General features: G+C 73.7%; 17 protein-coding genes. 10 read left to right on the top strand and 7 right to left on the bottom strand.

Translation table 11 applies throughout. The annotated features are described in order from the left end of the window. Window positions 1-56 precede the first annotated feature (56 nt). The 6 genes from AC6CH9_RS10520 to AC6CH9_RS10495 are packed head-to-tail and all read left to right on the top strand — an operon-like array spanning window position 57 to window position 6,497. Window positions 57-1,061 (top strand): ABC transporter permease, encoded by a 1,005-nt coding sequence (locus AC6CH9_RS10520; RefSeq protein ID WP_498154836.1) that lies wholly within the window; start codon window positions 57-59, stop codon window positions 1,059-1,061. A 25-nt stretch (window positions 1,062-1,086) separates the two neighbouring features. Continuing rightward, on the top strand, window positions 1,087-2,097 hold the full coding sequence (locus tag AC6CH9_RS10515) for a substrate-binding domain-containing protein (protein WP_498154835.1): 1,011 nt from the start codon (window positions 1,087-1,089) through the stop codon (window positions 2,095-2,097). A 1-nt stretch (window position 2,098) separates the two neighbouring features. Beyond that, window positions 2,099-3,658, top strand: a complete 1,560-nt coding sequence (locus AC6CH9_RS10510; RefSeq protein ID WP_498154834.1) for a sugar ABC transporter ATP-binding protein — start codon at window positions 2,099-2,101, stop codon at window positions 3,656-3,658. Window positions 3,659-3,690: 32 nt separating this feature from the next. Beyond that, window positions 3,691-4,350, top strand: a complete 660-nt coding sequence (locus AC6CH9_RS10505; RefSeq protein WP_087470396.1) for a KpsF/GutQ family sugar-phosphate isomerase — start codon at window positions 3,691-3,693, stop codon at window positions 4,348-4,350. Window positions 4,351-4,352: 2 nt separating this feature from the next. After that, window positions 4,353-5,828 carry an FGGY family carbohydrate kinase gene (locus tag AC6CH9_RS10500; RefSeq protein WP_498154833.1) on the top strand — a complete coding sequence of 492 codons (1,476 nt, stop codon included), beginning with the start codon at window positions 4,353-4,355 and terminating at the stop codon, window positions 5,826-5,828. Between the two features lie 21 nt (window positions 5,829-5,849). Further along, window positions 5,850-6,497, top strand: a complete 648-nt coding sequence (locus AC6CH9_RS10495) for a transaldolase family protein (protein ID WP_498154832.1) — start codon at window positions 5,850-5,852, stop codon at window positions 6,495-6,497. Between the two features lie 98 nt (window positions 6,498-6,595). Here the strand turns inward: AC6CH9_RS10495 and AC6CH9_RS10490 are convergent, their stop codons facing one another. From AC6CH9_RS10490 to AC6CH9_RS10475, 4 genes are read right to left on the bottom strand one after another with little or no spacing between them, the layout of a single operon-like run. Continuing rightward, window positions 6,596-7,765, bottom strand: a complete 1,170-nt coding sequence (locus tag AC6CH9_RS10490) for a glycoside hydrolase family 1 protein (RefSeq protein ID WP_498154831.1) — start codon at window positions 7,763-7,765, stop codon at window positions 6,596-6,598. A gap of 23 nt (window positions 7,766-7,788) precedes the next feature. After that, window positions 7,789-8,682, bottom strand: a complete 894-nt coding sequence (locus AC6CH9_RS10485; RefSeq protein WP_498154830.1) for a carbohydrate ABC transporter permease — start codon at window positions 8,680-8,682, stop codon at window positions 7,789-7,791. A gap of 1 nt (window position 8,683) precedes the next feature. Continuing rightward, window positions 8,684-9,607 (bottom strand): carbohydrate ABC transporter permease, encoded by a 924-nt coding sequence (locus AC6CH9_RS10480; RefSeq protein WP_047230920.1) that lies wholly within the window; start codon window positions 9,605-9,607, stop codon window positions 8,684-8,686. A 15-nt stretch (window positions 9,608-9,622) separates the two neighbouring features. Beyond that, on the bottom strand, window positions 9,623-10,912 hold the full coding sequence (locus AC6CH9_RS10475; RefSeq protein ID WP_498154829.1) for an extracellular solute-binding protein: 1,290 nt from the start codon (window positions 10,910-10,912) through the stop codon (window positions 9,623-9,625). 139 nt (window positions 10,913-11,051) lie between these two features. Here AC6CH9_RS10475 and AC6CH9_RS10470 point away from each other — a divergent pair, with 139 nt between their 5' ends. From AC6CH9_RS10470 to AC6CH9_RS10460, 3 genes are all read left to right on the top strand, one after another. Next, the gene (locus tag AC6CH9_RS10470) at window positions 11,052-11,792 is read left to right on the top strand and encodes a TetR/AcrR family transcriptional regulator (RefSeq protein ID WP_498154828.1); all 741 of its coding nucleotides are present in this window, start codon (window positions 11,052-11,054) and stop codon (window positions 11,790-11,792) included. After that, window positions 11,789-15,199 carry a GH36-type glycosyl hydrolase domain-containing protein gene (locus tag AC6CH9_RS10465; protein ID WP_498154827.1) on the top strand — a complete coding sequence of 1,137 codons (3,411 nt, stop codon included), beginning with the start codon at window positions 11,789-11,791 and terminating at the stop codon, window positions 15,197-15,199. The genes AC6CH9_RS10470 and AC6CH9_RS10465 overlap by 4 nt, the downstream gene beginning before the upstream one ends. Before the next feature lie 110 nt (window positions 15,200-15,309). Next, window positions 15,310-15,903, top strand: coding sequence for a hypothetical protein (locus tag AC6CH9_RS10460; protein ID WP_498154826.1), 594 nt, complete (start codon window positions 15,310-15,312; stop codon window positions 15,901-15,903). A gap of 17 nt (window positions 15,904-15,920) precedes the next feature. Here the strand turns inward: AC6CH9_RS10460 and AC6CH9_RS10455 are convergent, their stop codons facing one another. Both AC6CH9_RS10455 and AC6CH9_RS10450 read right to left on the bottom strand, forming a co-directional pair. Then, window positions 15,921-16,721: a methyltransferase domain-containing protein gene (locus AC6CH9_RS10455; protein ID WP_498154825.1), complete on the bottom strand. Its 801-nt coding sequence runs from the start codon at window positions 16,719-16,721 to the stop codon at window positions 15,921-15,923. Window positions 16,722-16,765: 44 nt separating this feature from the next. Next, window positions 16,766-17,884 (bottom strand): 3-keto-disaccharide hydrolase, encoded by a 1,119-nt coding sequence (locus AC6CH9_RS10450; RefSeq protein WP_498154824.1) that lies wholly within the window; start codon window positions 17,882-17,884, stop codon window positions 16,766-16,768. 144 nt (window positions 17,885-18,028) lie between these two features. Between AC6CH9_RS10450 and AC6CH9_RS10445 the strand changes: the two genes are divergently transcribed. Continuing rightward, window positions 18,029-18,685: a GntR family transcriptional regulator gene (locus tag AC6CH9_RS10445; RefSeq protein WP_498154823.1), complete on the top strand. Its 657-nt coding sequence runs from the start codon at window positions 18,029-18,031 to the stop codon at window positions 18,683-18,685. A gap of 40 nt (window positions 18,686-18,725) precedes the next feature. Here AC6CH9_RS10445 and AC6CH9_RS10440 read toward each other — a convergent pair whose 3' ends face one another. Beyond that, window positions 18,726-19,163 carry a hypothetical protein gene (locus AC6CH9_RS10440; RefSeq protein ID WP_498154822.1) on the bottom strand — a complete coding sequence of 146 codons (438 nt, stop codon included), beginning with the start codon at window positions 19,161-19,163 and terminating at the stop codon, window positions 18,726-18,728. Window positions 19,164-19,439 lie beyond the last annotated feature (276 nt).

Raw genomic sequence — 19,439 nt, 5'->3', positions numbered from 1 at the left:
TCGACATACGAGCAATCGCGTGCTCATATGAGCACCCGCAAGGAGGCGAGAAGTACATGTCGCGACGACGCGTCCCCGACGAGGTCGGGATCGCGGGGATCTTGGTCCTCGTGGTGGTGGTGATGAGTCTGCTGTCCCCGAACTTCCGCACCGCCGGGAACTTCGAGGTCCTGCTGCTGAACGGTGCCGTGGTGGCACTGCTCGCGCTGGGCCAGACCTTCGTGCTGCTCACCGGTGGCATCGACCTCTCGACGGGGTCCAACCTCGCCCTCACGGGCATGGCCGCGGCGCTCGGGATGCAGGCCGGCCTGCCCTGGTGGGCCGCCACGGTCCTCGCGCTCGTCGTCGGCGTCACGGTGGGCCTCGTCAACGGGATCTTCGTGCACTACCTGCGCCTGCCCCCGTTCATCGCGACGTTCTCGATGTTCGGCATCGCCGGCAGCATCCCGATGATCCTCACGGGCGCCGCGTCGGTCACCGTCCGCGACCCGATGTTCGCCTTCCTCGGGCGCGGCGGGGTCTTCGGCATCCCGACACCGATCCTCATCGTGGCGCTCGTCGCCGTCGTCTTCAGCGTCCTCCTGGCGCGCACGAGCACGGGCGTCCACATCTACGCGCTCGGCGGCAATAAGGAGACGGCGCGCCTCGCGGGCATCCACACCGGGCGCACGACCCTCTTCGTCTACGCGGTCTCCGGCCTGTGCGCCGCGCTCGCCGGCGTCGTGACCACCTCGCGCCTCATGGTCGGGTACCCGTCCGCCGGGTCGGGCAACGAGCTCTTCTACTCGATCGCCGCCGCGGTCGTCGGCGGGGTGAGCCTGTTCGGCGGGGTCGGCTCGATCGGCGGCGCCCTGCTCGGTGCGGTGCTCATCGCGACCGTCTCGAACGGCATGAACGTCGTCGGCGTCGACAGCTTCTGGCAGCCCCTCGTCATCGGCGTGATCATCCTCGCCGGCGTCAGCCTCGACACCTACCGCCGCTCGCTCTCGACCACCGGGGGGAGAGGGCGCCTCTTCCTCCAGCTCCTGCAACCACGCCGCGCCTCCGGCGCCACGTCCTGACCCCACCGCTCGAAGGAGAGTACTCATGCGACGCAAGATCATCGTCTCGGCCCTCGCCGTGACCGCCCTCGCCCTCGCGGGCGCCTGCTCCGCCGTCGACACCGGCACCGGCACCGGCGACACCAGCGGGAGCGGCTCGACCGACCAGGCCCAGACCACGCTGCCCGCGTCCTGCGACGGGGAGAACCCGTACGTCGCGGTCAGCCTCCCGAACCTCACCAACCCGTACTACGTGGCGATGAAGCAGGGCTTCGAGGACGGGGGCGCCGCCAACGGGTTCGACGTCGAGGTGCAGGTCGCGAACGACGACGACGCCCAGCAGCTCGCCCAGGTCGAGGCGATGTTGCAGAAGGACCCGTGCGCGCTCGCGCTGAACCCCGTGAAGTCGGAGCCCGCCGCCGGGATCGTCAAGGCGGCGAACGACGCGGGCGTGCCCGTCTTCACCGTGAACGTCATCGTCGACGAGGACGCGCTCGCCGCCCAGGGGGCGACGATCGTCCAGTACCTCGGCGCGGACAACGAGGCGGGCGGCCGCGCGATGGGCGAGAAGGTCCTCGAGGACCTCGGCGCCGACGCGGCGCTGAGCATCGGCTTCATCACCGAGCCCGACGAGCGCCCGGTCGTCATCCGCGACGAGGGCTTCACCGACGCCGTGTCGGCCGACCCGAACGCGGAGGTCGTCGCCAAGGTCGACGGCAACGTCAAGCCCGACGACTCGCTGCGCGTCACGGGCGAGATGCTCCAGGGCAACCAGGACATCAACGTCATCTGGGCCTCGACCGGCCCCGCCGTCTACGGCGCGCTCCAGGCGCTGGGCAACCGCACCGACGTCGCGCTCTACGGGTTCTGCGCGTCGGAGGAGCCGCTCACCGAGGTGTACCGCGGCTGCGTCGCCCAGGAGCCGGAGAGCTACGGCACCCAGGTGACCGAGCAGATCCGCGCGTACGTCGACGGCGAGGACGTCGAGCCGGAGATCCTCCTGCCGCTCAAGGCGTTCACCGTCGGCGAGACCCCCGCGCCGGGGGAGGTCGGCTGACATGACCGACGTCGCCACGTCGGTCCCGCGGGGCGCCGCCGAGGGCGGCGCCCTGCGGGCCAGCGGGATCGTCAAGAGCTTCTCGCACGTGCGGGTGCTCAAAGGCATCGACCTGACGCTCGCGGCGGGCACCGTCACCGGGCTCGTCGGGCACAACGGCGCCGGCAAGTCGACGCTGCTCCGCGTCCTCGCGGGGGCGCACCCCGCCGACGAGGGCACGGTGTCCGTGGACGGCCAGGCGCTGCCCCAGGGCTCGCCGACCGCCGCGCTCGACGCGGGGATCTCGACCGTCTACCAGGAGCTGTCGCTCCTGCCGAACCTCACGGTCACGCAGAACGTGTTCCTCGGTCGTGAGCTGACGCGCGGGGGAGCGCTCGACCGCCGCGCCATGCGCGAGCAGTCCCGCGCGCTCGCGGACCGGTTCGGGCTCGCGGTGGACGTCGACCGCAAGCTCGGCGCCTACCCCGTCGCGACCCGCCAGCTCCTCGAGATCGCGGTGGCCGTGGCGCGCGACGCGCGCTACCTGCTGCTCGACGAGCCGACGACGAGCCTGGAGGGCGGTCAGGTCGAGCGGTTCCTCGAGACCGTGCGCGGCCTGGCCCGCACCGAGGGCCTGGGGATCCTGCTCGTCGACCACAAGCTCGACGAGCTGTACGCGGTCGCCGACCACGTCGTCGCGCTCGTCGACGGCGAGGTCCGCATCGCCGGCCCGGCCGGCACGGTCGACCGCCAGGCGGTCGTGCACGCGATCGCCGGGGACGAGGCCGTCGCCTCGACGGGCGGCGTCACGGAAGCGGCGCACCGCGACGACGTCGTCCCGCTCGACGCGGGCGCACGCCCGTCCCTCGTGGTGCGGAACCTGCGCACGCCCGCGCTCGCCGACGTCAGTCTCACGGCCCACCCCGGCCGCGTGCTGGGGGTCTACGGGCTCATCGGTGCCGGCCGCACGGAGCTGCTGCGCACGCTCGTCGGCCTCGACAGGGTCCTGGCCGGGAGCATCGAGCTCGACGGCGCGCCCTACCGTCCCGCCACTCCCGCAGAGGCCCAGCGCCGCGGACTCGTCTACCTCACGGAGGAGCGCAAGGTCGACGGCATCGTCGGCGGCCTGGACGCCACGACGAACGTCGTCCTCCCGGTCCTCGACCGGTACCGCCGCCTCGGCCTGCTCGACAAGCGACGGATGCGCCGCGAGGCGACGGCCCTCATGGACCGCATGCAGGTCCGCGGGGACCGCGAGGGACCCGTCGAGCGCCTGTCCGGCGGCAACCAGCAGAAGGTGCTGCTCGCCCGGGTCCTGGCGCAGGCGCCGCGCGTGCTGCTGCTCGACGAGCCGACCAAGGGCGTCGACATCGGCGTCAAGACCGAGATCCACCGGCTCCTGCGCTCGCTCGCGCACGACGACGGGCTCACGGTCGTCGTCGTGTCCAGCGAGGAGGAGGAGATCCTCGAGCTCGCGGACGACGTCGTCACCCTCACGGAGGGCCGGTGCGACGGCGACGTCGTCGCGGCCGTCGACCTGTCCTCCGTGGACCTGCGGCACGCGGCCTGGAGCGCCGCGTGACCACACCGAGAACCCCTGGACGAGGAGTACCCATGACCATCCCCGACACCACGACGCGCCGCCGTGCCGCCGTGCTCGAGACCGCCCGGGCAGTCGTCGCGCACGAGGCGCAGGGGGTCGCCGCGAGCGTGACCGACCTGGGCGACGTGTTCCTGGACGTGGTCCAGCGGGTGTACGAGTGCACGGGCAAGGTCTTCGTGACCGGGGCCGGCACGTCCGGCGCGGTCGCGCGCCGCATGGCGCACCTGCTCTCCGTGTCCGGCACCCCGTCGGTGTTCATCTCCGGCGCGGACGCGCTGCACGGCACGATGGGCGCGATGGCCCCGGGCGACATCCTCGTCGCGATCTCCCGCGGGGGCGGGAGCGACGAGATCAACGATCTCGTCGTGCGCGCCAAGGAGCGCGGCGTCGACACCGTCGTCGCGGTCACCGCGGACGCCTCCTCGCGCCTCGCGCGCAACGCGGACGTCGTGGTCGAGCTGACGATGATCCCCGGGATCGACCCCGGCGAGGTCATCGCGATGGGCTCTACCCTCGTGACGGCAGCGTGGGGCGACGCGCTCGCCGTGGTCCTCATGCGGATGCGCGGGTACTCGTGGGCGAACGTCCTGCACTCGCACCCGTCGGGGGCCGTCGGCAAGATCGACGAGGCGCCCCAGGAGCTGCCGCCCCTCGAGCCCTACTGGAAGTAGCCATGGACCTTGTCGCAGGGGTCGACTCGTCGACCCAGTCCTGCACCGTCGAGCTGCGCCGCCGGGACGACGGCGCGCTCGTCGGGACCGCGTCGGCCCCCCACCCCCGGACCGCGCCCCCGGTCAGCCGGCAGGACCCCCGGGACTGGTGGGCCGCGTTCCGGGCGGCGTTCTCGGGCGCCCTGCGCGACGCCGACGCCGACCCGGCGCAGGTCGTCGCGCTCGCGGTCGGCGCCCAGTGCCACGGGCTCGTGCTGCTGGACCGGACCGGCGAGCCGCTGGCTCCCGCGCCGCTGTGGAACGACACGACGGCCGGCCCGGCGGCGGCGCGGATCGCCCGTGCGTACGGGCTCGGGCAGTGGATGCAGGACGTCGGCATGGCGCCGTCGTCCGCCCTGACGATCATGAAGCTCGCGCACGTGGCGGAGACCGACCCCACGCTCCTCGAGCGCGTCGCGCACGTCCTCGTGCCGCACGACTACCTCACCTACCGCCTCACCGGGGCGACGGTCACCGACCGGTCCGACGCCGCCGGCACCGGCTACCTCGACGTCCACCGCGGCGTCTGGCGGCCCGAGCTCCTGGAGCGCTTCGTCTCACCGGGGGTCGGGTGGGCAGACGCCCTCCCGACCGTCCTCGGGCCCGACACCCCGGCCGGGACCGTGCGCCCGGACGTCGCGGCCGAGCTCGGGCTCGGGCCGGGGGTCGTCGTCGGACCGGGCGGGGGAGACCAGCACCTCGCCGCCGTCGGGCTCGGCCTCGTCGAGGGCGACCTCGGGGTCTCTCTCGGCACCTCCGGCGTCGTCTTCAGCCCGCGCCGCACGTCCGTCGTCGACCCGCTCGGCACGGTCGACTCCGTCTGCGACGCGACCGGCGGATACCTGCCCCTCGCCTGCACGCTCAACGCCGCCAAGGTCACCGACACCTTCGCGCGGCTCCTCGACGTCGACCACGCGACCCTGGAGCGCCTCGCGCTGGCCGCGCCCGTCCGGGAGGGGCGGCCCACGCTCGTCGCCTACCTCGACGGGGAGCGCACGCCTCGGCGGCCGGGCGCGACCGGCGTGCTCGGCGGGATCACCGGCGAGACCACCCGGGAGGACCTGGCGCTGGTGGCGTTCGAGGGCGTGGTGGCCGGCCTCGTCGGGGCCGCCCGCGCGCTCGAGCGGGTGGGCGTCGACACGAGCGGCGAGGTCGTCGTCAACGGCGGGGGTGCTCGGTCGCTCGCGTACCGGCAGGTCCTCGCCGACGCCCTGGACCGCCCGGTCGTGCGCCGCTCCGCCCCCGAGGCGACGGCGCGCGGGGCGTGCGTCCAGGCCGTCGCCGTCCTCGAGGGCACCACCGTCGCGGGCGTCGCCGCGTCGTGGACGCCGCCCGTGCTCGACGTGGTGCCGCCCCGCGACCGACCCGCGACGATCGACGCCCCCTACTACGACCTGCTCGCCACGGTCGCGGACCGGCCCCGGCCGCCCGCGGCCTGACCGCACCACCTGGGAGAACGCATGCTGTACATCGACTCCGCCGACCGCGATCAGGTCGAGCGGCTCCTCGCGACCGGACTGTTCGCCGGCGTCACCACCAACCCGACGATCCTGCGCCGGGCAGGCCTCACCGTCGACGACGTCCCCGCCGTCCACCGGTGGGCGCGCGCCGCAGGCGCCGGGACGGTGTTCCTCCAGGCCGTCGGCCCGGACAAGGCGGCGCTCGAGGCGCACAGCCGGGAGCTCGTCGCCCTCGGGCCGGACGTCGTCGTCAAGCTGCCCGCGACGCGCGACGGCCTCGCCGTCTCCCGCCGGCTGACGCGCGAGGGCGTGCCCGTGCTGGTCACGGCGGTCTACCACGCGTCCCAGGCGCTCCTCGCGGACGCGGCCGGCGCGGGCTGGGTCGCGCCCTACGTGGGACGGATGGGGGACCTCGGGCTCGACGGCGTCGAGCAGACGGCCGACCTCCACGCGACGTTGCTCGCCTCGGGACGGGGATGCCGGGTGCTCGCCGCGAGCCTGCGCGACACGACCCAGGTCGCGGCGCTCGCAGCCCGCGGGGTCGAGGACTTCACGCTGTCCACCGCGCTCTGCGCGACGCTCCTGGACAACCCGGACACCGTCGCTGCGGCGGCGCAGTTCGAGACGGACGCCCGCGCGGCGGGGTGACGACATCTCCGGACGGACGACGACGCGGGGCGGGGACGATGTCCCCGCCCCGCGTCGAGACCTGCGAGGGGGTGCGGCGCGGTCGTGACCGCGTCGCGTCAGCCGTCGAGCGCGACGGTGCCGCGCGCGACGCCGCCGAGCCAGCCGAGGCTGGGCTTGGGCGTGCGCTCGAACGTCTCCGGGTCCCAGGCGACGAGCCCGAAGGTCGGGGCGAACGAGCCCCACTCGTAGTTGTCGAGCAGCGACCAGTGCAGGTAGCCCAGCAGCGGGAGGCCCGCCTCCATCTCGGCGTGCAGCGCGCGCAGGGCGTCGCGCGTGTAGTCGATGCGCCGCGCGTCGTCGGCCGTCGCGATGCCGTTCTCGGAGACGAGGACCGGCAGGCCGGTGATCTCGTGGCCGAGGCGGGCGGCCTCCGCGATGGCGGCCGGGTAGTACTCCCAGCCGGTGAGGGTCTTCTCGGAGTCCTCGGGCGCCGGCAGCGGGCCGTCCACGGTGATGCGCGTGCGGGTGTAGGCCTGGACGGCGACGAAGTCGTCGCCGCGCGCGGCCTCGAGGAAGACGGTCTCGCGCGGGTAGGCGTACTCGCGCAGGACCTCCTCGGCACCCGGGTCGGCGAAGAACTGCTGCGGCGCGACGGGCCACCCGACGGGCACCCCGACGGTCCGCACGAGCTCGACCGCCCGGCGGTGCGCCGCGATGAGGTGCTCGGTCGCGACCGGGTCGGGCGCGTGCATCGTGCCGGCCTGGAGCTGCTCGGCACCCTTGGCGGCCGTGATCATCATCGCGAGGATGTTCGGCTCGTTGATGGTGAACACGTGCGACGCGCGGTCGAGCAGCGGCAGCACGTGCTCGACGTACCGCGCGAACCGCTCGACGGACCGCGGGTCCGTCCAGCCGCCGTCCTCCGCGAACCAGCGCGGCGACGTGAAGTGGTGCAGCGTGATGAGCGGCGTGACCCCGTGCTCGACGCAGCAGTCGACCATGCGGCGGTAGTGGTCGAGCTCGGCGCGCGAGAAGCGGCCCTCGGCGGGCTCGATGCGCGCCCACTCGATCGAGAACCGGTACGCGGTGAGCCCGGACTCGGCGAGCAGCCGGATGTCCTCGGCGTACCGGTGGTAGGAGTCGGCGGCGTCGCCCGACGGCTCCGCGAGCGTCGAGGCCGGGTCGACCTCGCGCGCCCACCAGTCGCTGTTGACGTTGTTGCCCTCGATCTGGTGGGCCGCCGTCGAGGCGCCCCAGACGAAGTTCTCGGGGAAGGTGATCGACACAGGATCTCCTCGTCGGTCGCCGGTCACTTGATGCCGGTCATGGCGATGCCCTGCACGAAGTAGCGCTGCAGGAACAGGAACAGGATGAGGATCGGCGTCACGACGAGCACGGACCCGGCCATGAGCAGGCCGTAGTAGGTGCCGTTCGAGCCGACCGAGTACAGCGAGAGCGCGACCGGGAGCGTGTACATGTTCTCGGTCTGCGCCACGACGAGGGGCCACAGGAAGTTGTTCCACGACCCGAGGAACGTGAGGATGCTCAGCGTCGCGAGCGGCGGGCCGCACTGGGGCAGCACGATCTTGAAGAAGACCCGGAACTCGCCGGCGCCGTCGATCCGGGCGGCCTCGATGAGCGCGTCGGGGATGCCGAGCATGAACTGCCGCATGAGGAACACGCCGAGCGGCCCGGCGAGGAACGGCAGGATGAGCGCCGGGTAGGTGTTGACGAGCCCCATGTTGGACACGAGCACGAACATCGGCACGAGCGTGACGACGCCCGGCACCATGAGCGTGAGCATGACGAGCGCGAACAGCACCCGCTTGCCGGGGAAGCTCATCTTCGCCAGGGCGTAGCCGACCATCGAGCAGAACACGATGTTGCCGAGCACCACGGCGACCGCGACGACGATCGAGTTGGTGAAGTACTGCCCGTAGTTGAGCTGGGAGAGCCACCGCTCGTAGTTGTCGAGAGTCGGGTTCTGCGGCCACCACGTGATGGGGCGCTGGAGGAGCTCGCCCTGCGTCTTGAAGCTGCCAAGCGCCATCCAGATGAACGGCATGAGGGTCAGGAGCAGCCCGACGACGAGCGCCGTGTAGGTGGCGCCGCGCGACCAGCGGATCGGGCGTCGCGGCCGACGGCGGGGTGCGCCCTCCGGCGTCGACGTCGCGGGGGTGGTCCGCGAGGACGTGACGGTCATGTCAATCCTCCTTCGACCGCAGCAGGCGGAACTGGACGGCGGCGAGGGCGGCGATCAGCGCGAAGAGCACGTACGCGGCTGCGGAGGCGAACGCGTAGTTGCCGTACCCGAACTGGTTGTAGACGTAGTAACTGATGGTCAGCGTGGAGTTGACCGGGCCGCCCTTGGTCATGACGAACGGCTCCTCGAACACCTGGAGGAAGCCGACGGACAGCAGCACCGCGCCGAGCAGCAGGGTCGGGCGCATGAGCGGGACCGTGATGGAGCGGAAGCGCCGCCACGAGCCGGCGCCGTCGACCTCGGCGGCCTCGTAGACGTCGCGCGGGATCGCCTGGAGACCGGCCAGGAAGATGATCATGAGCGTGCCCATGTTGCGCCAGGCCGCCATGACGATGATCGACGGCATCGCCGTCGCGCTGTCGTTGAGCCAGTCCGGGCCGTCGATGCCGACCCAGCCGAGCACGGTGTTGACGAGGCCCGAGTCCTGGAGGATGAACCGCCAGACGACCGCCACGGCGACGATCGACGTCACGACGGGCGTGTAGAAGCCGACGCGGAAGACGCTGCGGAACTTCTCGATGCCCGAGTTGAGCGCGACGGCGAGCGCGAGCCCGAGCACCATCGTCAGCGGGATGCCGACGAGGACGAAGTAGAAGGTGTTGAGCAGCGCCTTGCGGAACAGCTCGTCCTGGAAGACGCCGGTGAAGTTCTCGAGCCCGACGAAGTTCACCGCGAACGGCGTCTTGATGTCACGGATCGTGAGGTCCGAGAACGACATCCCGAACGACGCGAGCAGCGGCCCCAGCATGAAGACCGCGAAGACCGCGACGAACGGGAGAGCGAACAGCCAGGCGACGAGCGCTTGCCGTCGCCGGTGGACGGCGCCGGCCGTACGCCGGCGCCGTCCCTCGGTGGTGGTGGTCATGACTGACGGGCCCTGTTACCAGCCGAGCCCGAGCGTGTCGGCCTTGGCCTGGATCGCCTTGGCGGCGTCCTCGGACGTGACCTGACCGTTCGCGACCTTCTCGGCCTCGGTCTCGATCGTCGCGGAGAGCTCGTCCCAGCTCGGCACGGTCGGCGGGGCGATCGTGTTGTCGAGCTGCTCCTGGAGCACCTGGGTGCGCGGGTTGGACGTCAGCGGCTCGTAGTCCCACGCGGTGGTGAGGGCGGGCAGGTCGCTCGTGGCGTCGAACCAGGCCTGCTGCGTCTCGGGCTGGGCGAGCCAGCGCACGAGCTTCCAGGCGCCGTCGGCGTTCTTGGCCTCGGCGAACACGCCGAGGTGGGCGCCGCCGATGTACGAGTCGTTGTTCGCGGAGCCCGCGGGCACCGGGACGGTCGCGACGTTCTGCTCGACCCAGTCCTCGCCCTGGAGGTCGGCGAGCACGTTGACCATCCACGGGCCGGAGATGAAGGCCGGGTCGGAGCCGTCGACGAACGCGCTGTTCTGCGAGTCGCCGTAGCCGGACAGCGGCGACAGGCCCTCGGTGAAGAACGAGGCGTAGTAGTCGAGCGCGTCGATCATCGCCTGGTTGTCGAGGTCGAACGCGTCGCCGGCCTCGTTGAGGACCGAGCCGCCGGCCTGCGAGTAGAACGGCAGGATGACCTGCGTGGAGTCCTCCGCGTCGCCCATCGGGAGCTGGAGGCCGTAGGTCGAGCCGTTGGCCTTCATCGCCTCGGCGAACGCGGTGAGCTCCTCCCACGTCGTGGGCGCCTCGACCCCGGCCGCCTTGGCCAGGTCGGAGCGGTAGTACAGGACGCGGGTCTCGACGTACCACGGCACGCCGTACTCGACGCCGTCGGCGACGGTCGAGGCCGCGGCGCCCTCGACGAAGTCCGCGCTGTCGACGAGGCCGTCCGGGACGGGCGCGAGGCCGCCGGTGGCGACCATCGTCGGCATGAAGGACGAGCCGATCATGATCGCGTCGGGCACGGTGCCCGCGGCGACGGCGGTCTGGAACTTCGTCATCACGTCGGCCCACGGGATCGTGGTGACCTCGACGTTCGCGTCGGGGTTCTCCTCGGTGAAGCCCTGGACGAAGTCGGGCAGCTTCTCGCCCTCCTCACCCATCGCCCAGATCGTGATGTCGCCCTCCGCGGGGGAGTCGTCGACCGTCGTGGTGGACCCGGCGGCGCTCTCGCCACCCGTCGAGTCGTCGTCCGCGCGACCGCACGCGGTCAGGGCCAGGAGTCCGACGACGCCGATGGCGACCGCCTTGCGTCCGAGCTTCATGAGCAATCCTCCTCATCGAGCAGTCGGCTCGTCTGGTGAGCCGCTGTGGAAACTACCTTAGCGTGCGCTCGGTTAGTATTTTCAACCGGGGCGTCCAGGCCGTACCGTTGGCGCCGACAGACTGGCGAAGGAGACGGTGATGAACGAGAGCGACTCCGCAGGTGGCGGCGCCACGACGGGGACGGGTGGGGGCTCGGTGAACCGCGGGGCGACGACCATGGCCCGTGGCACGACGGCGGCGGGGCTGCCCGACCGACGCATCGTCCGGGGCGAGCAGCGCCGTCGCGAGATCCTGCGCACGGCCGTCGAGGTGTTCGGCGAGCAGGGCTTCCGCGGCAGCTCGCTGCGCGAGATCGCGGCGCGCGTCGGCATCTCCGAGGCCGGGCTCCTGCACCACTTCGGCAGCAAGGCCGGCCTCCTGACCGCGACGCTCGAGGAGCGCGACCGGCGCGACCTCGTGCGGCGCACCGAGGACGAGGCCGCGGGCGCGGACCTCCTCACGACCATCCGTGACCAGGTCCGGCGCAACGCCGAGACGCCCGGTCTCGTCTCGCTCCACGTGGTGGTCGCCGCCGAGGCGACGGACGCCGCCCACCCGGCCCACGACGTCGTGCGCGACCGTTACCGCGCCCTGCGACACCAGGACGACACGCGCTTCCAGGACGCGGTCGCGCGCGGCGAGCTGCGCCCCGAGGTCGACCCGCAGGCGATCGGCCAGCTCTTCTCCGCCGTCATGGACGGCCTCCAGCTCCAGTGGCTGCTGGACCCCGACAACGTCGACATGGTCGCCCTCTTCGACCAGTTCCTCGCGCTGCTGCGCCCCGAGGGCACCCCGCCCGCAGCGCCCGAGCCCCGCACCACCGAGCAGGAGACCGCGTGACCCTCACCGCGACCGAGACCCCCGCCCGCGCCACGCTCACCTCGGGCGACCTGACCGTCGAGCTCACGGGCGGCGGCGACGTGCGCGCCGTCAGCACGGGCGGCCTGCTCGTCAACCAGTACCTGCCGGGCGAGCACGATCGCATGCCTGGTGGCGTCCTCCTGCGCGTGACCCGCGCGGACGGCACGGTCGAGGTCGCGCGGCTCACCGGCTCGGCGCCCGCGGTGACGTCGGTCGAGGTCGGCACCGACCGCGTCGTGTGGTCGGGCGAGGCGCTCGGGCTCGCCGCGCGCGTCGCGCTGACGCTCGACGGGCGCACGCTCGTCTGGCGCGTCGACCTCACGGCGGGCGCGAGCACGCCCGCGGACGCGCGCTACGACGTCGTGCACGCGCAGGACCTCGCGCTCGCGCCGCCCGCCGCCGCGCTGTCGAGCGAGCCGTACGTGTGCCAGTACCTGCTGCACCGCGCCCTGGAGCACCCCGACGCCGGGACCGTGCTCGTCAGTCGGCAGACCATGTCGGCCCAGCCGCGCCTCCCGCTCGCCGTCACGTTCCTCGTCGAGGGTGCGGTCGCGCACCTCACGGACTCGCTCCAGGTCTTCACCGCACGGGCGCGGCGCGACGGCGTCCCGCACGGCCTGCTCGGGCCCGTGGGCTCCGGGGTGCTCCAGTACGAGTACGCGATGCCGACCCTCGTGTCCGGCCCTCTCGACCTGTCGCGCGGGACGGCCCGCCTGCACGCCGTGACGGTCGTCGACCCGGACGCGCCCGGACCGCTCGCGGCACACCTCGACGAGGTGGCCGGCTGGGCGGCGGCCGCGGTCGCCGCCGCGGCGGAAGAGCGCTCGACCACCCCGCTGCCGCGGACCGCGTCCGTGCTGCGCGACGCCCCGCTCCTCGCGGGCGACGAGCTCGGCGAGGCCGACCTGCTCGCGGCCGTCGGGCTCGGTGCCGACGACGTGCTGCTGCCCGAGCGCGACGCCGACGGCACGCTGCTCTCGTTCTTCACCGCGGCCGGGACGCACGTCGTCGACGCGCGCAAGGACACCGTCACCGAGCGCTCCCACGGGCACGTGCTCAAGGCGGGCGACGACGTGCTGCCGACGGACGACGTGCTCTCCACGACGGCGTTCGCGCCGGGTGTCTTCGCGTCGCACGTCGTGCTCGGCAACACCACGGCGAACCGCCTCGCGACCGTGCACCGGCACCACCTCAACCTGCTGCGCAGCAGCGGCCTGCGGGTCCTCGTCGACGACGGCCGCGGGCCCCGCCTGCTCGGGCTGCCCTCCGCGCTCGTCCTCGACGTCGGCGGCGTCCGCTGGGTCTACGAGACGCCGCTCGGCCGCGTCGACGTGCGGACCGTCGCGCACGACCGCGAGAACCGCATCGACGTGGCCGTGCGCTGCGAGCGCCCGCTCCACGTCACGGCGACGCTCGAGCTCGACGACGAGGCCGGCGGCTGGGTCGTCGAGCACGTCGCCCCGACGGCGGACGCCGGCGAGGCCGTCGTCGTGCACCCCGTCCCGGGGGGCGACGTCGACGCGCACTACCCCGACCTGCGGTACGTCGTGTCGTCGAGCGCGCCCCTCTCGCTCGACGACGCCGATGGCGCGGGCGGCCCGGTCGCCCACCGCCTCACGAGCGCGGCCGACACCGGCGCGCTCCGGCTCTCGATCACCGGCTCGTTGGCCGGGGCCGACGCCGCTCTCGCCCTCGCCGCGTCCACCCACGACCCGCTCGCCGACCTCGACGCGACGCTCGCGGGCCACCTCGCGACCGTCCGCGGGGTCGTGCGCGGCCTGCGGTTCGCGCCCCACGCGGAGCTCGAGACGCAGGAGCTCGACCTCCTCGTGCCCTGGTACGCGCACGACGCCCTGATCCACTTCCTCGTCCCGCACGGGCTCGAGCAGTACTCGGGCGCGGCGTGGGGCACGCGCGACGTGTGCCAGGGACCGTTCGAGCTCGCGCTCGCGGGCGGGCGGTACGACGTCGCGCGCGCGATCGTGCTGCGCGTCCTCGCGCACCAGCACACGTGGGGCGAGTTCCCCCAGTGGTTCATGTTCGACGCGTACGGCGAGCGCTACAACGACTCCTCGCACGGCGACGTCGTCGTGTGGCCGCTGTTCGCGCTCGCGCAGTACCTCGACGCGAGCGGTGACCTCGCGGTGCTCGACGAGCCCGTCCCGTTCTGGGACCACGCGCACCGGCGCCCCGCCGCGTCGGGACCCGACGCCGCGGCGACCGTGCGCGACCACGTCGCGCGCCTGCTCGACCACCTCGACCGCGACCGCCTCCCCGGCACCGCCCTGCCCGCGTACGGCGAGGGCGACTGGGACGACACCCTCCAGCCCGCCGACCCGCGCATGCGCACGGACCTCGCGTCCACGTGGACGTCCGCGCTGCTCGTGCAGGCCGCCGCGCTGCTCGCCCGCACGACGTCCGGCAGCGACGACCACGCCGCCCTCTCGGCGCGCGCCGGGGCCCTGGCCGCCGAGGTCCGCGCCGACCTGCGCGAGCGCGCGCTCGTCGACGGGGTCATGGCCGGGTACGTGCGCCACGGCGCCGACGGCGACGAGCTCGTCATCCACCCGTCCGACACCGTGTCCGGGATGCGGTACCGCCTCATCCCCATGACGCAGTCGATCATCGCGGGCATCCTCACGCCCGAGGAGGCGGAGCAGCACGAGCGCCTCGTGGTCGAGCACCTGCACTTCCCCGACGGCGTGCGCCTCATGGACCACCCCGCCGCGTTCGACGAGGGGATCCCGCACACGTTCCTGCGGGCCGAGCAGGCGGCGAACGTCGGCCGCGAGATCGGGCTCATGTACGTGCACGCGCACATCCGCTACGTCGAGGCGCTCGCGGCCCTGGGCCGTGGCCGTGCGCTCGACGAGCTGCTGCGCATCAGCCCCGTCGACCTGGGCAGCCGCCTCGCCCACGCGGCGCCGCGCCAGCGCAACGCGTACTTCTCGTCGAGCGACGCCGACTTCCCGGACCGCCAGAGCTTCGCGCGCGACTTCGACCGGCTGCGCGACGGCACGGTGGGCGTGCGCGGCGGGTGGCGCGTCTACTCCAGCGGGCCCGGCATCTACCTGCGCCAGCTCGTCCAGGGCGTGCTCGGGCTCACGGAGCAGCCGGGGACCCTCGTCGTCGACCCCGTGCTGACGGCGGCGGCCGACGGTCTCGCCGTCGACCTCGAGCTCGCCGGGCGGACGCGTCGGGTCGTCTACCGTGTCGTCGAGCCCGGTCAGGGCGTCCGGGTGCGCGCAGGGTCCGACCTCGGCGCGCTCGTCGACGTCCCCACGACCCCGCGGGCGGGCGACTACCGCGAGCGCGGCGCCGTCGTCGCGACGCGCGACCTGGGTGACGCCGAGTTCGTCGAGATCACGCTGCCCGCGGGGTCGTAGGACCCAGAGGTCTCGCCGTCCCGGGCGTGGCCCCGCGCGTGGGCCCGAGGCGCTAGCCTTCGGACCACGCCGCCGTCGGGACGGCGCCAACCGCGACGAAGGAACACGCCGTGAGCCAGCCTCCGTACCAGCAGCACCCGGGCGGCGACGCCCAGCAGCCCCCGCAGGCCCCCGGTCCGTACGGGCAGGGCCAGCCCGCCTACGGGCAGCCGGCCGCCCCCGGGCCCTACGGCGCGCAGGCGCCCTACGGCCAGGGTCAGCCCGCCTACGGCCAGCCCGCGCCGCCCGAGCAGCACCAGCCCGCCTACGGGCAGATGGCGCCGCAGGCTCCTCCCGCGGCGCCGTACCCGCCGCAGGGCCAGCAGCCGTACGGCGCGCCGTACCCGCCGCAGGGCCAGCAGCCCTACGGCGCGCCCTACGGCCAGCCCGGCTACGGCGGTCAGCCGGGTTACGGCGCGTACGCCCCCGTCGGCCCGCAGCCGATGACGTGGCGCACGATCCTCGCGTACGTGTTCAGCCCGATCGCGGTGTTCTTCCTGCCGATCGTGTTCGGCGTGCTCGCGATCGTCTTCTCGGCGATCGCGGTGCGCCGGAACGAGAAGACGGCGAAGATCGCGCTCGGGGTCGCGATCGCGTGCACCGCGGTGGGCTTCATCCTCGGCGCGATCAGCGGCGTCCGGACCTTCCAGGAGCTCGCCGGCTGAGGCCGGGGCCGGGGGCCTCAACCAGGTCGGCGGGCCACGACCAGGTGGCGGGTCGAGTGCGCCACGAACGGGGTGGACGTCGTCCCGTCGGCGCGCGCGCCGGCCCGCATCCGCGCGTCGAGGCCCTGGAGCACGCCGCGGTAGCGGTCGACCGAGAAGTCCGGGACCCACCACACGCACTTGCGCAGGAGCCAGACGACGGCTCCGACGTCGTGGAGCTCCATGCGGCACGTGGCCGTGCGGAGGTCGACGACGTCGAGGCCGGCGGCGCGCGCCTGTGCGGTCTCGTCGTGGGGGTCGCGGCCCGCACGGGCCTCGGGCTGCGGCCCGAGGAACGCCTCGATGAGCTCGAACGCCGAGCCCGGGCCCACGTGCTGGGCGAGGTACGTGCCGCCCGGTCGCAGCACGCGGTGGATCTCCGACCATGCCGGGGCGACGGGGTGCCGCGCGGTGACCAGGCCGAACGACGCGTCGTCGACCGGGAGCACGCCGTCGCCCGGGACGACGACGCGCCCTCCCCACGGGGCGAGGAGCGAGCGGGCGCGCGCGGCGTTGGGCGGCCAGCCCTCGGAGGCCACGAGCGTCGCAGGGACGGGATCGCCCCGGTCGGCAGCGGCCTCCAACGCCTCCGCCAGGACCTCTCCGCCGCCGGTGTCGAGGTCGAGCGCCGCGTCGGCCCGCGCGAGGTGCCGCGACAGGAGCGACACGAAGCCCCACGGCGGGCGCTCCTCGGTGGCGCGGCCGTCGAGCCAGCCGAACCCCCAGCCGGTGACGTCCGCCTGCTCGGCCTCGGTGATCAGCTCGTCGAAGGGGCGCACGGACCCACCCTCACAGACGAGGCCGGTCGCCGCCCGCCCTTTTCTCAGCCGCAGTCGACCGCCGCGTACGGCGTCTCGACGACGGCCGGGCCGTCGGCGGTCGCCACGGCCAGCGTGGCCGTACCCGCCTCGACCGACGCGGCCCGCGCGCTGAACGACTGGTACGCGTTGCGGCCGGGCTGGACGTCCGCGAACGAGCGCTCACCCGTGGCCGTGCCCAGGGTGAGGTCCACCGCGTCCTCCCCGACGTTCAGCGCGCGCACGGCGACGTGCGCCGTCCCCGCCAGGCACCGCGCGTCCACCTCGACGTGGACGGGCGGGAGCTCCCGGACCCGGACGTCGCGGTACGACACGACGTCGGGCGCGGACCCGTGCGCCTGGAGACCGACATACCCGACGAGGCCGCGGCTGCTCGAGTCCGGGTCGAGCGGGCGGTCGGGGAACGGGACGCCGGGCAGGTTCTCGTACTCGTTGATGACGACCCCGTCCCGGATCACCGTGTAGTGCTGCCCGACGACGCGCACCTCCAGCTCGTTCCACGTGCCCTTGGCGGTGGGTCGCGCGCGGTCGAGGCCGATGTCGGCGAACCCGTAGACCGACCCGGTCTTGCGGGGGTCGTTCGACCCGCCCTCCGGGGAGTCGTTGACCTGGATCTCGTGCCCGCAGTTGACGGCGATCCACGAGAGGTTGCCCGTCTCGTTGCCGTTGAACGTCGTCGGGCACCCCTCGACCGGACCGGAGAGGTCGGGGAACCGGACCTGCACGCCGCTGTTGGCGCGCGCGTCCCCGGGCGCGTCGTCGCGGAGCTGCACGACGAGCGAGAAGTCGCCGTACTGCCGGACCGGGTACCAGAGGGTGCCGAACCCGCCGCCCGCGCCCGCCCGGGAGCGGATCGTGCCGTCGTCGAGCAGGTCGAACCCGCCGTCGCCCGCGTACTCCCAGGCGTCGAACGACTCGGCGGTGCCGTCGAAGATCACGTCGTACCCCTCGTCGGGCGCCGCGGCCACGGCCGTCGGGGCCTCAGGCGCCGTGGTCTCCGGTGCCGCGGGCACGACCGCCGCGGCCGGCGCCGCGAGCGCGACCCCGACGGCGAGCGCGGCCGCCCCTGCGAGGCGGGCGCGGTGCGCCCGGCGGAGGACGGGGGGACGGGTGGTGCTCGACATCGCAACTCCCTCGTTCGACGCGTGTCCCTCCACCCTCGCACGGATGCCGGGCGCTCTCCACGGCACGAGGAACGAGCGCGCACGCGGGGCCGCGCGCCGTCCGTACCCGCGTGCGCGCGTCGGGCGCGGTGGGAGAATCGACCGGTGTCCGGAGCCGAGGAGCGAGTGCTGGAGTCCGCCCGGGTCGCAGCGACGCTGCGCGACGAGATCCTCGACGGGGTGCGCCGCCCGGGGTCCCGGCTGGTCGAGCGGGACCTCGCGGCCGACTTCGGCGTGAGCCGCATCCCCGTGCGCGATGCGCTCAAGGCGCTCGAGGGGGAAGGGCTCGTCGTGCTGCGGCCGCACACGTGGGCCGTGGTGCGGGAGTTCTCCGACGCAGACCTCGCCGACCTCGACGAGGTCCGTGAGGTGCTGGAGCCGCTCGCGTTCCGCCTCGCGGCGGAGCGGCACGGCGCCGAGGGCCTGGAGCGGCTGCGGGGCGCGCTCGTGAGCGAGCAGGAGGGTGCTCGGACGGCCGACAGCGTCGGGTCGCGCCGGTCCGCGGCCGACTTCCACGAGATCGTGACCGAGCTCGCCGACAACCAGCTCCTGCGGGACCTGATGCAGGGCATCCGCAGCCGCGTGCGCTGGGCGCTGTCGCAGCACGACGACCTCGCGCACGTGACCGGGGAGCACGCGGAGCTGTTCGAGGCGGTCGCGTCGCGGGACGGCGAGCGGGCCGCCGCGCTGGCGGAGGCGCACGTCGACAGCAGCCGGCGCCAGCGCGCCGCGCACGTCGCGGCGCTGCGCTCGGGGGGCTGACCGGGCCCGTCGTCGGTGCCGTGGGCTCGCCCGGGCGAGCTCAGACGGGGCCCGCGGTCCCGTCGTGCGACGTGGCGGGCCGGGCGGGGATCTCGGTGGCCTTCTGCCACGACCCGACGAGCCGCCCGTCGCTCGTCTCGAGCCGGAACGGCGCGAGCGGGAGGTTGCCCGCACGGCGGCGAGCGCGGAGCACGTCGATCGCGTCCTCGTCGCTGTCCGCGCCGAACGGCTCGCCGCGGCGCGCGCCGGTGGCGGTGACCACGCGGTAGCGGGTCATCCTGTCGTCGTCGTGGTGCACCTCGTCGGCGAGCGCGGCGACCTCCTTGGCGAGCTCGAGGTTCGGCAGCGCGACCCAGGTGCGCTCCGGCCCGTGGAGCGTCCAGCCGTCGGTGTCGTCGCGCCGGATCACGTACTCGCGCGACGCGCTGCGGGCGCGCCAGGTCGCGTCGTCTTCGGCAGTCCAGGTGAGTGTGTTCATGAGCACTGGTGCGGGTCGGACGGCGGTCCGGTCTCTCGTCGGTCGAGCGGTAGTTCCCCCTGTCCGCCGTCCGGTGACCCACCCGCAGCGTACGCTGCCCGCCTCGCGGGCGTGTCCACCCTGGGGAGGAGATCACCCCGTCACGCAGGTCACACCACGCCGCCACGTCTGCCGGTCGCCACCGTAGCCGTCCAGCACGACCCACGGTCGCGTCCCGGCCCGCGTGCGGTGACCGGCTACCCTGCACGAGCCGCCTGCGACGAGAGGACCCGCCCG

The organism is Cellulosimicrobium sp. GQ32, from assembly GCF_059758455.1.
This window is presented reverse-complemented; position numbering and strand designations above follow the sequence as displayed.